Genomic DNA, 19,152 nt, shown 5'->3' with positions numbered 1-19,152 from the left:
ATGATTTTAGAAGTTAAAGATCTCAGTTATTTTTATAAAAATCAAAATGTACTTAATCAAATATCCTTTAATGTTGAAGGTAGTCAGTTACTATGTATATTAGGACCTAATGGTGCAGGGAAAAGTACTATGTTTAAGTGTATACTTCAGTTATTAAAAGGATATAAAGGTGAAATATTATTGGATGGAAAAAACTTGAAGGATTACAAAATTAAGAATCTAGCAAGAAAAATAGCTTATATCCCTCAGTCTCATAATCCTGTATTTAGTTATTCTGTTGTTGAAATGGTATTGATGGGAACAACATCACAAATTTCACCTATGTCTAAACCTACTAAAAAACAAATGGAAATAGTTGAAGAATCTTTAGACAAAATAGGAATTTCCTATTTAAAAGATAGGAATTTTATAAATTTAAGTGGAGGAGAAAGACAATTAGTACTTATTGCAAGAGCTTTAGCTCAAAATGCAAAGATACTTATTATGGACGAGCCAACCTCTGATTTAGATTATGGTAATCAAATTAGAGTATTAAATACAGTAAAAGAATTAACAAGGGATGGATATATAATAATTCAGTCAACACATAATCCAGACCAAGCCTTTTTGTATGCAGACAAGGTTTTAGCTTTATACAATCATGAAATATTAGCTTTTGGTGTGCCTAAGTACATAATTAATTCTGGTCTAATTAAAAAATTATATAACATAGATGTAGAATTAAACAGCTTATATGATGATAAAATTAGAGTCTGCATACCAAAAAGTGTAACTATATAATTTACTTAAGGGGGATAAAATGAAAAAGAAATTATTATCATTGTTATTGGTATTAACTTTAGCAATAACATCTTTAGTTGGATGTACATCGTCAAATGGTGATGCTAAAGAAAAAAAAGAGGATAAAAATGCATCTAAAACAATAATGTTTACTGATTCAGTAGGTAGAAAAGTTGAGATTCCAGCAAATATTGAAAAAATAGCACCTTCAGGAAGTTTAGCACAAATTGTACTATTTTCAGTAGCACCAGATAAGCTAGTTGGACTATCAGGAGATTGGACAGATGATTCAAAAGACTATGTGGATAAAAAGTATACTAGTCTTCCTGTTTTTGGTCAATTTTATGGTAAGGGAGATTTAAATATGGAAGCCCTTGCAGCAGCAGAACCACAAGTAATTATCGATATAGGTGAGAAGAAAGGTAGCATGAAAGAAGATTTAGATTCTATACAAGAACAAACAGGTATACCAACTATATTTATAGAAGCTACAACTGCTAATATGTCAGAATGTTACACTAAGCTAGGAGAAATCTTAAATGTAGAAGATAATGCAAAAGTATTAGCTGATTACTGTAAAACTACTTATGATACAACTGTAGAAACGATGAAGAAAATAGGTGATAAGAATAAAGTAAACCTTGCTTATTGCGTAGGAGACACAGGAACAAATGTAATTGCGGAAGGGTCTTTCCACTCTGAGATTATTAATATACTTGCAAATAATGTTGCAAAGCTCAATGACCCATCAAGTAAAGGCAATGGAAATGAAGTATCGTTAGAACAATTATATTTATGGAATCCAGATGTAATAGTGTTTGCACCACAGAGTATATATAGTAAAGTAGGAAGTCAAGCTGAATGGCAAAAAATAAGTGCTATATCTAGTGGTAAATACTATGAAGCACCAAGTACGCCATATAATTGGATGGGATTCCCTCCATCTGTAAATAGATATATGGGTATGATTTGGCTATCTGAAATACTTTATCCAGAGAATTTTAATTATGATTTAAAAGAAAAAACAAAAGAATTTTATAAGTTATTTTATCATGTTGATTTAAGTGATGAACAATATAGCAAATTAACTAAAAACGCTATTAAATAGTATATAGATATAAAGTTACTAAATAATGTTTAGACATAAAGTTATTAAATAATATATAGACATAAATTAAAAGAAAGTAGGATTTTACCTACTTTCTTTCGTAAAAAGGGGAATTGATATGAAACTAATTACAGTAGCAGGGCCACCATCATCTGGAAAAACATCTGTTATTCTTCATCTAATTAAAGCTATGGAGGCAGAAGAAAATAAGGTTGGAGTAGTAAAGTTTGACTGCCTTACATCTTTTGACCAGATTAGATATGAAGAGAATAATATACCTGTTCAAATTGGACTATCTGGTAAAATTTGTCCAGACCATTTTTTTATAAGTAATATTGAAGATGCACTTTATTGGTCTAAAAAATTAAACTTAGATATTTTAATTACTGAAAGTGCAGGGCTTTGTAATCGTTGCTCACCCTATATAAAAACTATACCAGCAGTTTGTGTAATAGATAATTTATCAGGGATAAATACACCTAGAAAAATAGGACCAATGCTAAAATATGCTGATATTGTTGTAATTACAAAAGGAGACATAGTATCACAAGCAGAAAGGGAGGTATTTTCCTTTAATGTACGTCAAGTAAACTCAAAAGCTAAGATAATATTTATAAATGGAATCACAGGACAAGGAGTATTTTTACTTAAGAAATATTTAAGTGATATAAAAGAAATAACCACGCTTAGGGAAAAACAATTACGTTTTACAACACCAGCATCAGTGTGTTCTTACTGTACTGGAGAGACTAGAATTGGAGAATCTTATCAAATGGGAATGATAAAGAAAATGGAGTTTGACTATGAAATATGATAATTATGAAAATTTACTAAACATGTCTATAAAAGAGATAAAAGAAAACTACTCTATGGCCTTTGATTTTTTCTTAAATTACAATCTAAGTAATGTAGATGATTCAATTACTTTTAATAATCTAATAGAATCTTTAGATGAGGAATTTTATATAACTTTTGGGATAGAAAAAGAAGAATTATACATTAAATTGGTGGAGTTTTTAAAAGAATTTGGCCAAGATGAAAAGAGTTTAAATATAGAAAGCATTACTATTAATGGTGGGTACAATAAGCTAAAAGAAAAAGAAGCTATCTCATTGAAAATAAAGGCTGGAGAAATTATAAGTATTGTTGGACCTACAGGTTCAGGAAAAAGTAGACTGTTAGAGGATATTGAATGTTTAGCCCAGAGAGACACTCCTACTAACAGACAAATATTAATAAATGAAAGTATTCCAAGTGATGAAACTCGTTTTGTTATGGATGGAAAGCTAGTAGCTCAACTTTCACAAAATATGAATTTTGTAATGGATTTAACAGTAGAAGAATTTTTACAAATGCACTCTAAAAGTCGTTTTTGTAAAAATCAAGATGACATAGTAAAAAAATGCTTTTATTGTGCTAATAAACTAGCTGGAGAAAAATTTGAATTAACCACAAAGATAACCCAATTATCAGGAGGTCAATCAAGAGCTCTTATGATATCGGATACTGCATATATGAGTTCTTCACCAATAGTTTTAATTGATGAAATTGAAAATGCAGGTATAGATAGAAAGGAAGCTCTAAGACTATTATCTAAAAAGGAAAAAATAATTTTGATTTCAACACATGACCCTATATTAGCTTTAAACGCTAATAAAAGAATAGTTATTAAAAATGGTGGAATTTCAAAGGTAATATCTACAACAGATGAAGAAATAGAAAGTATTAAATACATAGAAAGCCTAGATAATATTTTACTAGATATTAGGCACAAGGTTAGAAAAGGTGAAGTCTTAAATAGAAAAGAAATAGAAAGTATTGTACAGGAGGAGGTAAATGACTTTGTGGGAACTTTATGATGATTTAATAGAAGGAATTCCTAAAGAGATAATAGTTGAAGATATAGCTGTTGGGCAACATAATATTTTAGTAAGAAGTAGTGTAGGTAGTGGTATAGGTTTTGTATATAGTGAAGATGGGCGTCCTCCAGAGTTTGTAAAATCTTTTAAAGGAAAATCTTTATATGAAATAGCTGGATGTATTAAGTCTTGGAATATCACAGAATCAGGAATTGGCTTGGCTGCAATAAATTCTTATTATAATTCTGTAAAAGTTTCAAAAGAAAATAATATAAAGTTAAATGAAAACAATTTTATAGAAGATAGAATTAATGACCCTTTTATTTCATACCAGAATATGATAAGGGGAAAAAAGGTAGCGGTTATAGGTCATTTTCACTATTTAGAACAACTATTTGCACCTGTTTGTGATTTATCAATAATAGAAAGTGAAGATATATATGGTGATTATCCAGAGACTTCAGCACCATATATCTTACCTGAACAGGACTTTGTAGTTATATCTTGTTACACATTAAGTACAAAAAATTTTCCTTGGTATTTAGAATTAAGCAAAAATGCTTATGTGGTATTGGTAGGTCCAGCAACTCCAATGGCACCTGTATTATTTAAGTATGGAGTAAATGATTTATCAGGATTTGTAATTAAAGAACATGATAAAGTAATGAGCATAATAAGTGGAAATGAGAGAAATAGTATGTTTTACAGTACAGGTCAGAAAGTAAATTTAAAAGACAGTGGGGAAATTTAAATATGAGAATGAATTGGAATGATACTACAATAAAATCTTTTGTTGATGCAAGTGAATATACTGGTTTTCACAAGATATTAGCTAAAGAAATAATTCCGTACATCAAAGATAGCCAAACTTTTTGTGATGTAGGTTGTGGATTAGGTTTAATAGATATGTATTTAAGCAAAGAACTGAAAGATATAACTTGTATTGATATAAACCAAAATGCTATAAATTATTTAGAAAAATCAATAAAAGACAATAATATAAGCAATATTAGATGTATGGTAAAAGATTTTAAAGATATAAATACAAAATTTGATACTATACTAATTTCTTTTTTTTCATATGAGAATATAGAATTTTTTACTGGGCATTGTGATAGATTAATTGCAATTGTTAATGATAAGTCCAAAACTCATATTCCAGTATCTAAGAAAAGAATGGATGTGGTGGAAAGACATAGTTCAAAAAATTTAAAAGTATTATTAGATGAAAAGAAACTTAGATATGAATTAATACCATTAAGTCTTGAATTTGGACAGACATTTACTTGTGAAGATGACATAGTTAGGTATGCTAAGTCTTATGATGAAGGCGGAGAGTATGAAACTATATACAATCATATTATGAAAAATATAGTTAAAGGAGATAAAGTAGCTTATTACCTTCCATATGAAAAAAATATATCTGTTTTTATAATAGACTTTAATAGATAGATAATTGTAAATTTTAATTTTGCATATAGTGCTATATTTTGATTTAAGTTGACAATTTATATAAGATTGCATACAATTAAACTAAGAATTGAATAAACGTATTTAAAGAGTAGGGAAGTTGGTGAAAATCCAACACGAACCCATCACTGTAAGCATGGATAAATTCTGCATAGCCAACAGATGTTATTTAGAAAGGCTGAGAAAATGAAATGTAAGTCAGATACCTACATTAAATATTAGTAAATAAATTTAGGGGGGAGCAACTAGATTTATTGTCTTGTATATGGAATTTAGAATTTAAAGTATACATATTAAAATGGGATGTTATAGCATTATTTGCTATAACTTTTTTTATGCTCATATTTCTAAATAAGGGGGAAATGTATTATGAGGAAGATTTCAAAAGGGAAGCTGAGTAGTATAATTTTAGCAATTATGCTGATGTTATCATTGATAACAGGGTGTAGTAAACCAGAGGAAAATAATGATGTTAGTAAGATGAATAATGAAAAGGAAGTAGTTTTAGCAGCAGCTAGAGATTTGGCACCAGGTGAACAAGATGCTTATTACACAAGTTCTATACTCTATGTTTGGGAACCGTTAATAGGGTTGGGTGATGATGGAAAACCAAAGGCAGAACTTGCAGAAAAATGGTCAAATTCAGGTGATTATAAAGAATGGACATTTACAATAAAGAAGGGTGTAAAATTCCATGATGGTGTAGATTTGAATGCAGATTCAGTAGTAAAAAATTTTGAACGTTATATGAATATGAAAACGAAATCTTCACCTTTTTATTCGTTTGATATAGAAAAGACATATCCTAATTTACAAAGTGTGGATAAAGTTTCTGACTATGAAGTTAAACTTACTTTCAGTAAACCAATATCAACTTTAATATACAACATGGCTAGATTTGGAAGTGCTATGTATAGTCCAGAGTGTTTTGATGTAAAAACTGGAGACTTTACTAAGTATGCACAAGGAACTGGTCCATTTAAGATAAAAGAACGAGAAAAAGAACAATTTGTTTTGTTAGAGAGAAATCAAGACTATTATGGAGATAAAAGTAAAGTTAAAAATGTAAGAGTAAATGTAATTAAAGATGCACAAACTCGTTACACAGCACTTAAATCAGAGGAAATTATGGGTGTTATGGATTTAGGGGCTATTACTCCAGAGTTAGCTAGTGAGCTAATAAAGGATGAAAACTTTGAGATTAAAACATCTCCATCAACAATAACTCAATTTGTATCTACAAACGGTACTAGGGCACCATTTAATAATGTTAAGATAAAAGAAGCACTAAGCTTGTTGGTGGATAGAGAAACTATAGTAAATAAATTTTATGGAGGATATGGAACTCCGACTATGAATATATTGAACCAAGGTTCACCTTTTGCTAAGGAAATTAAACCTGTTTATGATGCAGAAAAAGCAAAAAAAATTATAAAGAATGAGTTAAAAGGGGAAACAAAAGAGTTAGAGTTTATAATACCATCTTATGGTGTAGACCGTTATCCATACAAAACTGTAGCAGAGTATATACAATCTGTATTAAGTGAAGTTGGATTAAACTCTAAAATAACTATACTTGATGGTGCTGCTTTTAAGGAAGCACAAAAAACAGGAAATTATGACATAGCACTTCACACTCAAGGGCTTCCAAATGCAGAACCATTTTCTATATTTGATAGTTATATGAGAAGCACAGGGTCAAGTAATATAGCTTATTCATTGGGCTATAAAAATGAAAGAGCAGATGAATTAATAGGTCAATTAGAAAAAACAATGGATTTAGATAAAAGAAGTAAAATATATGATGAGCTTCAAGATATATCAGCAGAACACCCATCAGCTATACCATTATTTGAAGATGTTAACTTAATTGCCTATAATAAAAAAATAACTGGATACAAACCTACATTATATGGGACTACATTAGCAAATATGGAGTGGAGTAAGTAGTGAAAACACCATTTAAATATTTAATTAGAAGGATATTGATGACTATCCCTATTTTGATAGGAATAACTTTTCTAGGATTTATATTAGGGGTTATAGCACCTGGTGACCCAGCAGTTGAATATTTAAGCATGGATGGTATTTCTGCTCCTACAGATGAAGAAATAGAAAGAGTTAGAGAAGAGTTAGGGTTAAATGATAATATTATAGTTCAGTATATTAATTGGACTAAAAAAGCTATGACTGGAGATTTAGGACTTTCCTATATCAAAAAGACATCTATTACAGAAGAGATATTAAGAAGGTTACCAATAACCTTCTCTTTATCTTTAATGGCTATGTTTTTTGTTATAGTGTTATCTATACCATTAGCTATAATCATGGCTTTAAAAAAGGATTCAGCGATAGATAAGATTGGCACTTTTGTATCTTTACTTATGATATCTATTCCAGGGTTTTGGTTAGCTATTATTATGTTAAGTATATTTTGTGAGAATCTTAGATGGCTACCTACGAGTGGGTATGGTACGATTAAACATTTAATAATGCCTGGATTTGTTTTAGCAGCTGGGACTATAGGAACTGTAGCAAGGTTAAATAGAGCAACTTTAATAGAAAGTATAGGACAAAACTATATAACAGTGGCAAAAGCTAAGGGTCTGTCAAATAAAATAGTTATTTTTAAGTATGCTTTTTTAAATTCATTAATGCCCATTGTAACAGTTCTGGGAAACTATTTTGGTGCTATTTTAGGAGGCTCCACAGTGGTTGAGGTTATTTTTAGTATTCCAGGTATGGGAAGTTATGTAATACAAGGAATAATGAGTAGAGATTATCCAGTGGTACAAGGATATGTGCTATTTACAGGAATTATATTTATAGTGTTTAATTTAATTGTAGACATATGTTACCTATTTCTTAATCCTAAAATGAGGGTGGGAGGTAAATGAGATGAATAAATTTAAAGAAATGTTATTTATACATAAACTAGCTTTTTTAGTGCTAATAATTATGATACTTGTTGCAATATTTGCACCAGAGTTAGCTCCATATGACCCTAATAAAGTACAAATGGATGATAGATTAATGGGAATTTCTAGAGAACATATACTTGGTACAGATACTCTAGGCAGAGACATTCTAAGTAGGATATTATATGGAGCCAGAGTATCAATATCTTTAGCTTTTTTAGCAACCTTATTAACAATGCTATTTGGTAGTTTTGTGGGTATAATAGCAGGATATTGTGGTGGGATAGTAGATACGATAATACAGTCAATTGTAAATATATTTCAAGGTCTTCCAAGTCTTAGCTTTATGATTGCTCTTGCTGGAGTTCTTGGGCCAGGTATAAAAAGTTTATTAATTGCAATAGTATTCACTTCTTGGGCTGGTTTTTCAAGAATAGTTAGAGGAGAGGTATTAAAGGTAAAAGAAGAAAAATATGTTGAAGGTGCAAGAGCACTAGGGGCTAGTCATATTTATATAATTTTGCACTATATAATTCCAAATATATTTGCTCCTTTTATAGTACTATTTGCAATAAGGGTAGGAAAAAGTGTACTTTCTATGGCATCGTTAAGTTTTTTAGGTCTAGGAATACAACCCCCACAAGCAGATTGGGGTGTTATGATAAATGATGCTAAGACTCATTTTAGAAGCTATCCAAATCTATTATTAGCACCTGGGTTTAGTATATTATTATTGTGTTGCAGTATAAATTTAATTGGAGATGCACTAAGGGATATGTTTGATGAAAAAAGCAACACTTTAAGCCAATATCTTTAGAAGGAATAAAAACTATGAATAGAGATATAAGTATAAAAGATTTAAAAATTCATTTTAATACTAAGGAAGGAAAAGTAAGAGCTGTAGATGGAATATCTAGAACCTTTCAAAGTGGTAAAATTACAGGAATTATTGGAGAAACTGGAAGTGGAAAATCGGTACTAGGACTAGGGATTTTGAACCTTGTATCTAATAACTCAACTGTTTCAGGCAGTGTCTTATATGAAGAAAAAGATTTACTAAAAATTAAAGAAAATGAAATTAGAGAAATCAGAGGGAAAAAAATAGCGTTAATACCCCAAAATCCATCAAGTTCTTTTAATCCAATATTGAAAATAGGAAGTCATATGAATGAACTTTTTTATTATCATGGAAAAGAAAAAAAGAATTCTTGTAAGAGTAAAAGTTTGGAGATATTAAAAAAATTTTTTTTCTCAAATAGTGAGTTGGTTTATAATTCGTATGGATTTCAGTTAAGTGGAGGTATGAGTCAAAGAGCGTTAGCAGCTATAGGGACAGCACTAAAACCTAACTGGGTAATTGCAGATGAACCAACTAAAGGGTTAGATGCAATAATAAGAAAGCAAGTATATGAAGTATTTTATGATTTAAGAAGTAATATGGGTGTTAGCATGATACTTATAACTCATGATTTAATGCTAGCTAAAAAGCTTTGTGATGAAGTTGTAGTTATGTATGCAGGTAAAATCATAGAAGAGGGTACAAAAAATAGTATCTTTAATAATCCACTACATCCTTATACGAGAGGTTTAATTGATTCACAGCCAAATAAAAAATTAATACCCATTGAAGGGATAGTGCCAAGTCTAACAAACTTACCAAAAGGATGTAGATTTTCTCCGAGATGCAAGGTTGCAAAAAAAACATGTATTGATTATGAACCAAGACTATTTGATGTTAATGGTTCAAAAGTGAGGTGTTTTCTTTATGATAAGAGTTTGCAACCTTTATAAGGAGTTTAAAAGCGGAATAATCAATAAAAAGATAGTTAAGGCGGTAGATGATGTATCTTTTGAAATCAAAGAGGGAAAAACCTTAGGTCTTGTAGGAGAAAGTGGATGCGGAAAATCAACTTTATCAAGGCTTATTTTAAGACTTATTAAATGTGACAGAGGTAAAATTTATTTTAATGGTAGAGATATCAGTAATTATGATTTTTCTCAAATGAGGGATTTAAGAAAAGAGATGCAGATAATATTTCAACATCCAGATTCTGCCCTAAGCCCTAAAAAAACTATATATGGCAGCCTTGTGGAACCATTAAAAATTCATAAACTCTACGAAAAGAATAAAGCAAGAGAATACATAATGGAATATTTAAGTTTTGTTGGGCTTAGTGAGGAAATTTTAAATAGATATCCACATCAAGTAAGTGGAGGACAAATACAAAGAGTTGCTTTAGCTAGAGTGCTTTTATTAAATCCTAAATTTATGATATTAGATGAGCCTACATCAATGCTAGATGTATCTGTGCAAGCTCAAGTTATACAGGTTTTGAAGAAAGCTCAAAAACAGTTTAATATAACCTATTTATTTATATCTCATGATATAGACTTAGTAAAAGAAGTTAGTGATGAGGTTGCAGTCATGTTAAATGGCAAGATAGTTGAAATTATAGATGCTAAGGAATTGTATAAAAGTGCAAAGCATGCTTATACCAAAGAGCTTGTTGAGAATTTCACTAATTTTTAAAATATAGTAATCAATTGTTTAATCAATCATTACATTAGTAAGAGTAGTTTTTTGAGTATAGAAAATTACAAATCTCGCCCTAATATTTTTAGAAAGGAAGAGTAATTATGTACTATAAAGATATAGATTTTGAGAAAAAATGGCATGAGTATGTTGAAAGTAAAGAAGGATATGCAAGAGAAAGAGCTTTTGATGATGAAGCGGAAAGAAAGTTTTTTAAAAAATTATCTCATAAATATGATGATAAGCCAACGCTTTATGATTATTCAAAAGAAGTATTTAATTTTGTAGATAAGTTAATAGATGAAGGAAAAAATCTTATAGAAATTGGTGCAGGTACCGGAAAATTTACTATTCCACTTTCTAAGAAATGTAAAGGTATAATTGCTAATGATTTTTCAATAGATATGCTTAATGTGCTTGAAGGAAAGGCTATGGAACATAATATAACTAATATAGATACAATACAAGGAAAATGGGAAGAGATTAATGTTGGGCATAGTGATTATATTTTATCTGTGAATTCTCTTTATCGAATTTGGGATATTAAAGATGCTTTGAGTAAGATGGATAAGCTAGCTAAAGAAAAAGTGATTATAGTGAGAACTATTCAAAAACCACTATTTAATGATTTGTATATGGATTTAGGTGATAAAGATAGAACTTGTCCAGATTATATATACATTCCAAATATACTACATTCTTTAAATATATGTGCAGATATAAAGTTTATTGATGTAGAAAATGAAATTGAATTCGATAGTGTAGAGGATATACTTTTTAAAATGGAAACAGAATTAAATAAAAAGATTAACTTTAGCGATATGTTGGATAAGTATATAGATAAGATAATAGAAAAAAGAGAAAACAAATATATTTTTAAACATAAAACTAAAGTTGTAATTATATACTGGAATAGTATAAGCTAGATTTGTTAATATTATCGAAGCATAGAAACTCTTCTGAAAATATTTACAATCTCGACATATTATGCTACAATTATTTAGAATAAATAAAATTTAATAAGAATTACCTCATCTAATAAAAAGATTGAGGTAGAGGTCGCATTTACTAAGATTAATATTGAAGAGGTCGGAAGCCAATGAAGCAATATAAAAGGAGTAAGTGCCGAAGTGCTAGTGTCCAAATCTAGTGCTGGGGCTGTATTTAATAAGTACAGTACTGTCATCAAAATTATCCCGAATTTTGATGGAGAGCTATCTTAACTAAGATAAAGGGAAGATGTAGGTATATTGTATTTAGCGCATTCAGCTCAACATGTATCCATGTTGAGCTTTTTTACATCTATATAAAATAGGATAGAAAAGGGAAGCAATAATAAAATATTTTAATTTTAAAAGTGGGGGAGATTAAAAATGAGCAGTTTAAAAAAGAAAAAGTTTACTATGCCACAGACACTTACTATAATATTTTTACTAATAGTAGTAATGGCAGTTCTTACTTGGATAGTACCAAGTGGAAATTTTGAAAGGGTAGATATAGATGGAAGGTCGGTTGTTGTAGCTGGAACTTATGAAAAAGCAGCATCAAATCCACAAGGAATTACTGATGTATTTACAGCACCTATAAATGGATTTATAGATGCAGCTGAAGTAGTTGGATTTGTTTTGATAGTTGGAGGAGCTTTTGGAATAGTTAACAAAACAGGAGCTATAGAAGCTGTTATAGCTCATACTGTAAATAAAATGAAGAGATTCCAATTCTTAATAATACCTATATCAATGATTCTATTTGGATTAGGTGGAACAACATTTGGAATGAGTGAAGAAACACTACCTTTTTATATGATATTTATTCCACTCATGACCAGTATGGGATATGATTCATTAACAGCAGTGGCTACAGTATTTATAGGAGCAACAGCTGGATTTGGAGCAGCTACTACTAATCCTTTCTCTGTAGGAATAGCACAAGCATTGTCACAAATAACACCAGGTTCTGGGATAGAGTTGAGAGTTGTTATGTTTATAATATATATGGCTATATCTATAGGATTTGTTATGATGTATGCCAATAAAGTTAAAAAAGACCCTAAGAAGTCTTTAGTACATGGTATATCATTGAATCAAGAATCAATGGCTAATACTGATACAAACATAAAAGAATTTACAAAAAGAGAAGCTATGGTAATAGCAATTTTCACAATAGGTATGGCAATTATGATATATGGAGTTTTAAAGCTAGGATGGTACATAACTGAAATTGCAATGATATTTACAGCTATAGGTATAATATCAGGAATAGCATCAGGGCTTAAACAAGATGACATAGTTAATTCATTTATAAGTGGAGCAGGAGATTTAATGACAGCAGGGCTATGTATAGCATTTGCACGTGGAATAGTAATAATAGCAGAAAATGGATTTATAATAGATACAATTTTAAATTCTGCCGCAAATTTATTAAATGGACTTCCAAAGACTATATTTATAAATTTAACTTTCTTAATAGAAGGTTTAATAGCATTTTTTATACCATCTGCATCAGGACTTGCATCACTTACAATACCTGTACTTGCTCCACTTGGAGATTTAGTAGATGTATCTAGACAAATGATAGTTACAGCTTATCAATTTGGTATAGGTGTAACTAACTTAATAACACCTACATCAGGTGTTTTAATGGGAGCACTAGCAGTAGCTAATATTCCTTGGTCAAAGTGGGTTAGATTTGTAATGCCTTTAATGGTAGTATTAACAATTACTGTAATGGTGTTTTTAACAATAGGATTATTTGTTGGATTCTAATAGGAGGTATATTATGATTGAAAGTATAAAGAAAAGAGCTTATGAGATAGAGAATGAACTGGGAAAAGAAATTGAAGAAGTATGTGATTTTATATTTAACAATCCAGAACTAGGAGAAGAAGAATATATATCATCAAAGTACTTGGTAGATAAAATGAAGGAATATGGATTTGATACAACTTATCCATATTGTAATATGGATACTGCTTTTAGAGCAGAACTAGGGGATAATGATGGTCCAACTATAGCATTTTTAGCTGAGTATGACGCATTGCCTGGATATGGAGAAAATAAAGAACCAGGTCATGCTTGTGGACATAACTGGATTGCTGCATCTACATTAGGAGCTTGTATAGTGCTAAGTAAGTTAAAAGAAAATTTAAAAGGAAAAATTGTACTAATAGGAACACCAGCTGAAGAAACAACAGGAGGAAAGTGTGATTTAGTTAAGGCAGGAGCTTTTGATGATATTGATGTAAGTTATCAGATGCATATAGAAGCTTTTAATAACATAAACTGCAAGGCTTTGGCAATAGATTCAATAGAGTTTAGTTTTGAAGGGGTATCAGCACATGCAGCTAGCCATCCTCATATGGGTGTTAATGCATTAGATGCAGTACAACTTACTTTTGCAGGAATAAATGCACTAAGACAGCATGTAAAATCAGATGTTAGAATACATGGGATAGTTTCAAATGGAGGAGAAGCTCCAAACATAGTTCCAGAAAAAGCTGCCTGTGAATTTTTCGTAAGAGCTGCTGAAAGAAGTTATTTAGATGAAGTAACTAAAAAGGTTATAAACTGTGCAAAAGGTGCAGAGTTAATGACAGGAGCTAAACTTTCTTATAGATACTTTGAAAATTCTTTTGACAATATAATAAATAATAAGGTGCTTCAGAATATAACAAAGAATAATCTAATTGAGGCAGGTATAACAGATATATTAGAAGGAAAAGAAGGTCCAGTAGGTTCTACAGACATAGGAAACGTAAGCCAAGTTTGTCCTACTATGTATACGGAAATAGCTCTAGACATAAATCCAATGGTATATGTTCATGAAAAAGAGTTTTTAAATTATGCAAATTCTGAGGAAGCTTATGATAAACTTCACAAAGCAGTAAAGGCAATGGTAGGATGTGCATTAGAAATTTACCTAGAAGATGGGCTACTTGATGAGATTAAGAAAAATCATTTGAATTAACTTAAATTGAAAATAAGATAAAGAGGTATTACCAAAAAAGTGGTAATACCTTTTTTATTAAGATGTTTGTATTAAAATATAAACTAGAATTAATATATTAAAAATAGACTTAATATAATTTTATTTATAATATATCATTATACTTTCATAAGGTTTTATTTCCATATCATTTTCAATTACATTTCTAGTATAATTGGTTTCAAGTATTGTGTAGTTTGATTTATTCAAATAAGTTTCAGGTAATTTATACAATATGTTATCATGAGTAAAATTACTTATAATAAGAAGGCTTTGATTTTCATATTCTCTTTCATAAACAAATAAATTTTTATGATTTTCATCTAATAACCTATAAGTGCCTTCTGTAAAAATATCATATTGCTTACGATATCTTATTAATCTTTGATAAGTGTAAAATATTGAACGAGAATCCTTAAGCTCATTTTCTAGACTAATATGGTCATTATTAACTTTTAACCATGGTTTATGATTAGAAAATCCTTTATAAATTGTATTATCCCATTGCATAGGAGTACGGGCATTATCTCTAGATTTTTGTTGAAGTATAATCAGAGCCTCTTTTTCATCAATACCAGATTTAATCATGTCATAGTATGCATTCTTACTTTCGGCATCATCATAATCACCTATTTTAGTGAAATAAGCATTTGTCATTCCTATCTCTTCACCTTGATATATGTAAGTAGTACCTTGCAAACCAAATAGTGTTATAGCTAACATTTTAGCACTTTCTTGGCGGAAGAATCTATCATTTCCAAATCTTGATAAAGCTCTAGGTTGGTCATGATTAGAGTAGAATAGGGCATTCCAACCTTTTCCTTCATACATTTTATATTGAAAGTCAGATTGTGCTTTTTTTAATTTATCTAAGGAGAATGTTTCATTAGTCCACTTTGCTCCATCTTTATAGTCTGTTTTCATATGATGGAAGCTAAAAACCATAGATAATTCTTCTCGATTTTCTTTAGTATAATTAATACACTCTTCAGGAGTAGTAGATGACATTTCACCTACAGTAACTATGTTTTTAGGTTTGAAAACTTTTTGATTCATACTATGTAAATATTCATGTATACAAGGGCCATCAGCATAGTGAGTTCTCCCATCTCCTTTTGGACCTGTTATAGGGTCATCAGGCAGTCCAGGTGTTTTAGATAACAAGTTAACTACATCTAAACGAAAGCCATCAATACCTTTATCAGCCCAGAATTCTAATATTTTATAACATTCTTCACGGACTTTCTCATTTTCCCAATTTAAATCAGCTTGAGTTTCCTCAAATAAATGTAAGTAGTATTGATTTGTAGTCTCATCGTACTTCCAAGCAGTTCCACTAAATCTAGATATCCAGTTATTAGGTACAGAACCATCAGGTTTAGCATCCTTCCAAAAGTAATAGTCACGGTATGGATTGTCTTTACTTTTTTTAGATTCTTTGAACCACTTATGTTCAGTAGATGTATGGTTTAAAACCATATCCATCATTATTTTTATGTCTCTCTTATGAGCTTCTTTTAATAGCTTTTCAAAGTCACTTATTGTGCCATATTGTGGGTCTATATTATAATAATCTTCTATATCATATCCATTATCTCTTTGAGGAGAAACATACATAGGAGTCAACCATAATAAATCAACGCCTAAAGAAGAAAGATAATCTAATTTTTCTATAATACCGTTTATGTCACCTATACCATCATTGTTGCTATCTTTGAAACTTTTTGGATATATTTGATAAACAGTTGCTTTTTTCCACCAGTTTTTCATACTTAATACCTCCTGTAATTTATAAGTTAATTATAATATGTTTAAACAAATTGTCAAGTAATAAAGTAGAATAGTAGCTAAAATATAAAAAAATAATATATTTGTATAAACATATAATTATATACTAAATAGTGAGGTTAGTGGAGTATAGAGTAGTTAAACGTAAAAAAGAACTATGTTTAATTAAACATAATTCTTTTAATATCTTTGAGTGACATCCATGAAGACGAATGTTTCAGGTGTGTGTTTTGATTCTGTATATTCAAAAAGCTTTCCATCATCAGTATATACACTATTTCTAATAACACCCACACAATTATAATCATTTAGAGGGAGTGTCTTTAACTCAAGTTCAGTAGCTTTTTCAATTTTAAATATCTTTCTGGATGAAACGATTTTTGTACCTAGACACTCTTCTATATATCTGTAAATAGAGCCTTGTGCTATAGAAACATCAAGGTCTTTAACTACACTACATAAAAAGTAATTAATGTCTAGTATTTTAGGTATATTATCAATATATCGTAGCCTATGAAGGTGATATACTTCACTACCAACTTTGAAACCTGTCTTTTTGGATAACTTCTCATCAATTAAGATTTTATCGAAGTGAAGAACGCTAGTGGCTGTATTGACCTTTTTATCTTCTACAATGGATTCTACTCCCTTGAAATTATGCATATTTAGAAAAAAATCATTAGAATAACTATTTTCTAATACTACAACGCCTTTGCCTTTTATACTTTGAACATATCCTTCTGCATTTAATTGAGAAATTGCTCTGCGTACAGTATTTCTACTGCATGAAAACCTTTCAATAAGTTGAAGTTCAGTAGGTAACATCATATTACTTGTATATTTACCATTAAGTATCTCTTCTTTTAAGACTTCATATATCTCTGAAAATTTATTTTTAGCCATATACCCCTCCTTAAATTTTTTTAGTAATATTGGTGAACTGATATGAACAAATTATATCAAATGTGTTTAGACATGTATAGTGAAAATGAAATAATATAGGCCACAAGAAGGAAAAAAATAAAGACTTATATGGAGTATTTTAAATATATGATTAAACATGTTTTACAGATAAAAAATATTAGTTAAAAAAATAGTCTAGTCATAGCAATATACCTAAAAGAGTTTGGATATAAAGTTAAGCAGCAAAAATAAAATAAATAAAAAACATTGACAATTTGTTTAAACAAATATAATATTTAAAATATCAAAAGTAAATAAATCGTTTTCATGACGATTATTAAATTGAAAGGGGATTGGATATGAAGAGGTTCTTAAACAAAATGATGCAACAGTTGTCACTTTTAGGAAAGACAATGTTGGTGCCGATTGCTGTAATGCCAGCAGCAGGAATATTAGGATTACTATTTGGGACAAATATGCTTAATGTTCCAGCTATATCTAATATATCTAATATAGTATTTTCAAATGTAGACTACTTATTTTTATTAGGGGCAGCAAGTGCTTACTCGAAGTCTAAAGATAAGACAAGTGTAATGGTTGCAGCGGTAGTTGCATATATGATATTTAAGTCAAACTTAGAGTTATTAAATGAGACATTAAATGCAGGTGTATTTGGTGGGATAATTGTTGGAGCTTTTATAGCATGGACTTATAATAGAACATATAAAGTCAAAGTTCCTGCATTTTTAAGCTTCTTTGCAGGAGAAAAATGTGTAATTACATTGGCACCAATAGTGGCTTTGGTTTTATCATATGTATTTAGTTTATTATGGATATACCCACAGGCAGCAATGAATCAATTTGGTTTTTGGTTAGGTGGAGCTGGTGCGATAGGAATATTCTTATTTTTATTCTGTAACCGTGCATTAATACCAACTGGATTACATCAAGTTTTAAATGCGTACATATTATTTGAAATGGGTGAGTATACAACATCAACAGGAGAAGTTATAAGAGGTGAGATTCCTAGATTTATGGCAGGGGACCCAAATGCAGGATTCTTCTGGACAGGATTTTATATAATTATGATGTTTTCAATACCTGCTATTTCTTATGCTATATATAAAACAGCACAGGATAAAAATAAGCAAGAAGTAAAAGGGGCAATGACAGCTGGAGCATTGACTTCTTTTATGGCGACAGTAACTGAACCTATAGAATTTTCATTTTTATTTGCATCACCTAAATTGTATATAATACATTCTTTTTATTCTGGTTTAGGCGGAGTTATATTATATTTACTAGGGGCTCGTTTAGGTTCATTTAATGGAGCAAGTATAATTGACTATGTTCTGAGTTTCAGTTATGGAGATAAGTCATGGCTAGTTATACCTGTAGGAATTGTATTCTTTGCATTATATTATGCAACATTTAAATACATAATAATAAAAGACAATGTACAAACACCAGGACGTGAAGTTGAGATAGAGGTAGGTGATAAAGTTAGTGAAGAAGAAAAAAATTTAAAACTTTCTCATGGAAATTTTTCATATATGTCTAAGCAGATAATTAAAAATTGTGGCGGTTATGAAAACATAGTGACATTAAATAACTGTATGACAAGATTGCGTTTAGAAGTTAAAGATGCAACACTTTTGAATGATGATAATATAAAAAAAACAGGGGTAAAAGGAATAATTAAATTGAGTAATACATCAGTTCAAATAATAATAGGAACTGATGTTGTTAAAGTAAAAGATGAAATGGAAATGCAACTTGATGAATTAAGAAAGCAGGCAGAAGCATAAA

General features: G+C 29.9%; 17 protein-coding genes and 2 riboswitches. Of the genes, 15 read left to right on the top strand and 2 right to left on the bottom strand.

Features of this window, described 5'->3' with window-relative positions; genetic code table 11:
- The 14 genes from IC175_RS05475 to IC175_RS05410 all read left to right on the top strand — a co-directional run bounded on the left by IC175_RS05475 (position 1) and on the right by IC175_RS05410 (position 14,634).
- Positions 1–780: an ABC transporter ATP-binding protein gene (locus IC175_RS05475; protein ID WP_227433848.1), complete on the top strand. Its 780-nt coding sequence runs from the start codon at positions 1–3 to the stop codon at positions 778–780.
- A 19-nt stretch (positions 781–799) separates the two neighbouring features.
- Positions 800–1,888 (top strand): ABC transporter substrate-binding protein, encoded by a 1,089-nt coding sequence (locus tag IC175_RS05470; RefSeq protein WP_227851243.1) that lies wholly within the window; start codon positions 800–802, stop codon positions 1,886–1,888.
- Between the two features lie 118 nt (positions 1,889–2,006).
- Positions 2,007–2,702 carry a GTP-binding protein gene (locus IC175_RS05465; RefSeq protein ID WP_227433850.1) on the top strand — a complete coding sequence of 232 codons (696 nt, stop codon included), beginning with the start codon at positions 2,007–2,009 and terminating at the stop codon, positions 2,700–2,702.
- Complete coding sequence (locus IC175_RS05460) at positions 2,692–3,747, top strand: ATP-binding cassette domain-containing protein (RefSeq protein ID WP_227481947.1); 1,056 nt, start codon at positions 2,692–2,694, stop codon at positions 3,745–3,747. Before IC175_RS05465 ends, IC175_RS05460 begins: the two co-directional genes overlap by 11 nt.
- Positions 3,725–4,498 carry a Rossmann-like domain-containing protein gene (locus IC175_RS05455; protein WP_227851242.1) on the top strand — a complete coding sequence of 258 codons (774 nt, stop codon included), beginning with the start codon at positions 3,725–3,727 and terminating at the stop codon, positions 4,496–4,498. The genes IC175_RS05460 and IC175_RS05455 overlap by 23 nt, the downstream gene beginning before the upstream one ends.
- 2 nt (positions 4,499–4,500) lie before the next feature.
- Positions 4,501–5,199, top strand: a complete 699-nt coding sequence (locus IC175_RS05450) for a methyltransferase (protein ID WP_227433853.1) — start codon at positions 4,501–4,503, stop codon at positions 5,197–5,199.
- Between the two features lie 88 nt (positions 5,200–5,287).
- A riboswitch (cobalamin riboswitch) is annotated at positions 5,288–5,425 on the top strand.
- A 161-nt stretch (positions 5,426–5,586) separates the two neighbouring features.
- On the top strand, positions 5,587–7,167 hold the full coding sequence (locus tag IC175_RS05445; RefSeq protein WP_227481949.1) for an ABC transporter substrate-binding protein: 1,581 nt from the start codon (positions 5,587–5,589) through the stop codon (positions 7,165–7,167).
- Positions 7,167–8,114 carry an ABC transporter permease gene (locus IC175_RS19590; RefSeq protein ID WP_227824403.1) on the top strand — a complete coding sequence of 316 codons (948 nt, stop codon included), beginning with the start codon at positions 7,167–7,169 and terminating at the stop codon, positions 8,112–8,114. The genes IC175_RS05445 and IC175_RS19590 overlap by 1 nt, the downstream gene beginning before the upstream one ends.
- Before the next feature lies 1 nt (position 8,115).
- Positions 8,116–8,952: an ABC transporter permease gene (locus IC175_RS05435; RefSeq protein ID WP_227835156.1), complete on the top strand. Its 837-nt coding sequence runs from the start codon at positions 8,116–8,118 to the stop codon at positions 8,950–8,952.
- Positions 8,953–8,966: 14 nt separating this feature from the next.
- The gene (locus IC175_RS05430) at positions 8,967–9,926 is read left to right on the top strand and encodes an ABC transporter ATP-binding protein (RefSeq protein ID WP_227851241.1); all 960 of its coding nucleotides are present in this window, start codon (positions 8,967–8,969) and stop codon (positions 9,924–9,926) included.
- The gene (locus tag IC175_RS05425; RefSeq protein WP_227835619.1) at positions 9,901–10,665 is read left to right on the top strand and encodes an ATP-binding cassette domain-containing protein; all 765 of its coding nucleotides are present in this window, start codon (positions 9,901–9,903) and stop codon (positions 10,663–10,665) included. The genes IC175_RS05430 and IC175_RS05425 overlap by 26 nt, the downstream gene beginning before the upstream one ends.
- 107 nt (positions 10,666–10,772) lie before the next feature.
- A complete protein-coding gene (locus tag IC175_RS05420; RefSeq protein ID WP_227851240.1) occupies positions 10,773–11,594 on the top strand; it encodes a class I SAM-dependent methyltransferase in 822 nt (273 codons plus the stop codon).
- Positions 11,595–11,713: 119 nt separating this feature from the next.
- Positions 11,714–11,893, top strand: a riboswitch (Lysine riboswitch).
- A gap of 148 nt (positions 11,894–12,041) precedes the next feature.
- Positions 12,042–13,433, top strand: a complete 1,392-nt coding sequence (locus IC175_RS05415) for a YfcC family protein (RefSeq protein ID WP_227433860.1) — start codon at positions 12,042–12,044, stop codon at positions 13,431–13,433.
- 13 nt (positions 13,434–13,446) lie between these two features.
- Positions 13,447–14,634 carry a M20 family metallopeptidase gene (locus IC175_RS05410; RefSeq protein ID WP_227851239.1) on the top strand — a complete coding sequence of 396 codons (1,188 nt, stop codon included), beginning with the start codon at positions 13,447–13,449 and terminating at the stop codon, positions 14,632–14,634.
- Positions 14,635–14,754: 120 nt separating this feature from the next.
- Here IC175_RS05410 and IC175_RS05405 read toward each other — a convergent pair whose 3' ends face one another.
- On the bottom strand, positions 14,755–16,422 hold the full coding sequence (locus tag IC175_RS05405) for an alpha,alpha-phosphotrehalase (protein ID WP_227851238.1): 1,668 nt from the start codon (positions 16,420–16,422) through the stop codon (positions 14,755–14,757).
- A gap of 198 nt (positions 16,423–16,620) precedes the next feature.
- Complete coding sequence (locus tag IC175_RS05400; protein WP_227851237.1) at positions 16,621–17,343, bottom strand: GntR family transcriptional regulator; 723 nt, start codon at positions 17,341–17,343, stop codon at positions 16,621–16,623.
- Between the two features lie 359 nt (positions 17,344–17,702).
- Between IC175_RS05400 and IC175_RS05395 the strand changes: the two genes are divergently transcribed.
- Positions 17,703–19,151 (top strand): PTS transporter subunit EIIC, encoded by a 1,449-nt coding sequence (locus tag IC175_RS05395; protein WP_227851236.1) that lies wholly within the window; start codon positions 17,703–17,705, stop codon positions 19,149–19,151.
- The last annotated feature ends 1 nt before the right edge of the window (position 19,152 follow it).

The organism is Clostridioides sp. ES-S-0123-01, assembly GCF_020658415.1.
Classification (GTDB): domain Bacteria; phylum Bacillota; class Clostridia; order Peptostreptococcales; family Peptostreptococcaceae; genus Clostridioides.
The sequence above is the reverse complement of the archived record's forward strand: the minus strand, read 5'-3'. Positions and strand labels throughout refer to the sequence as shown.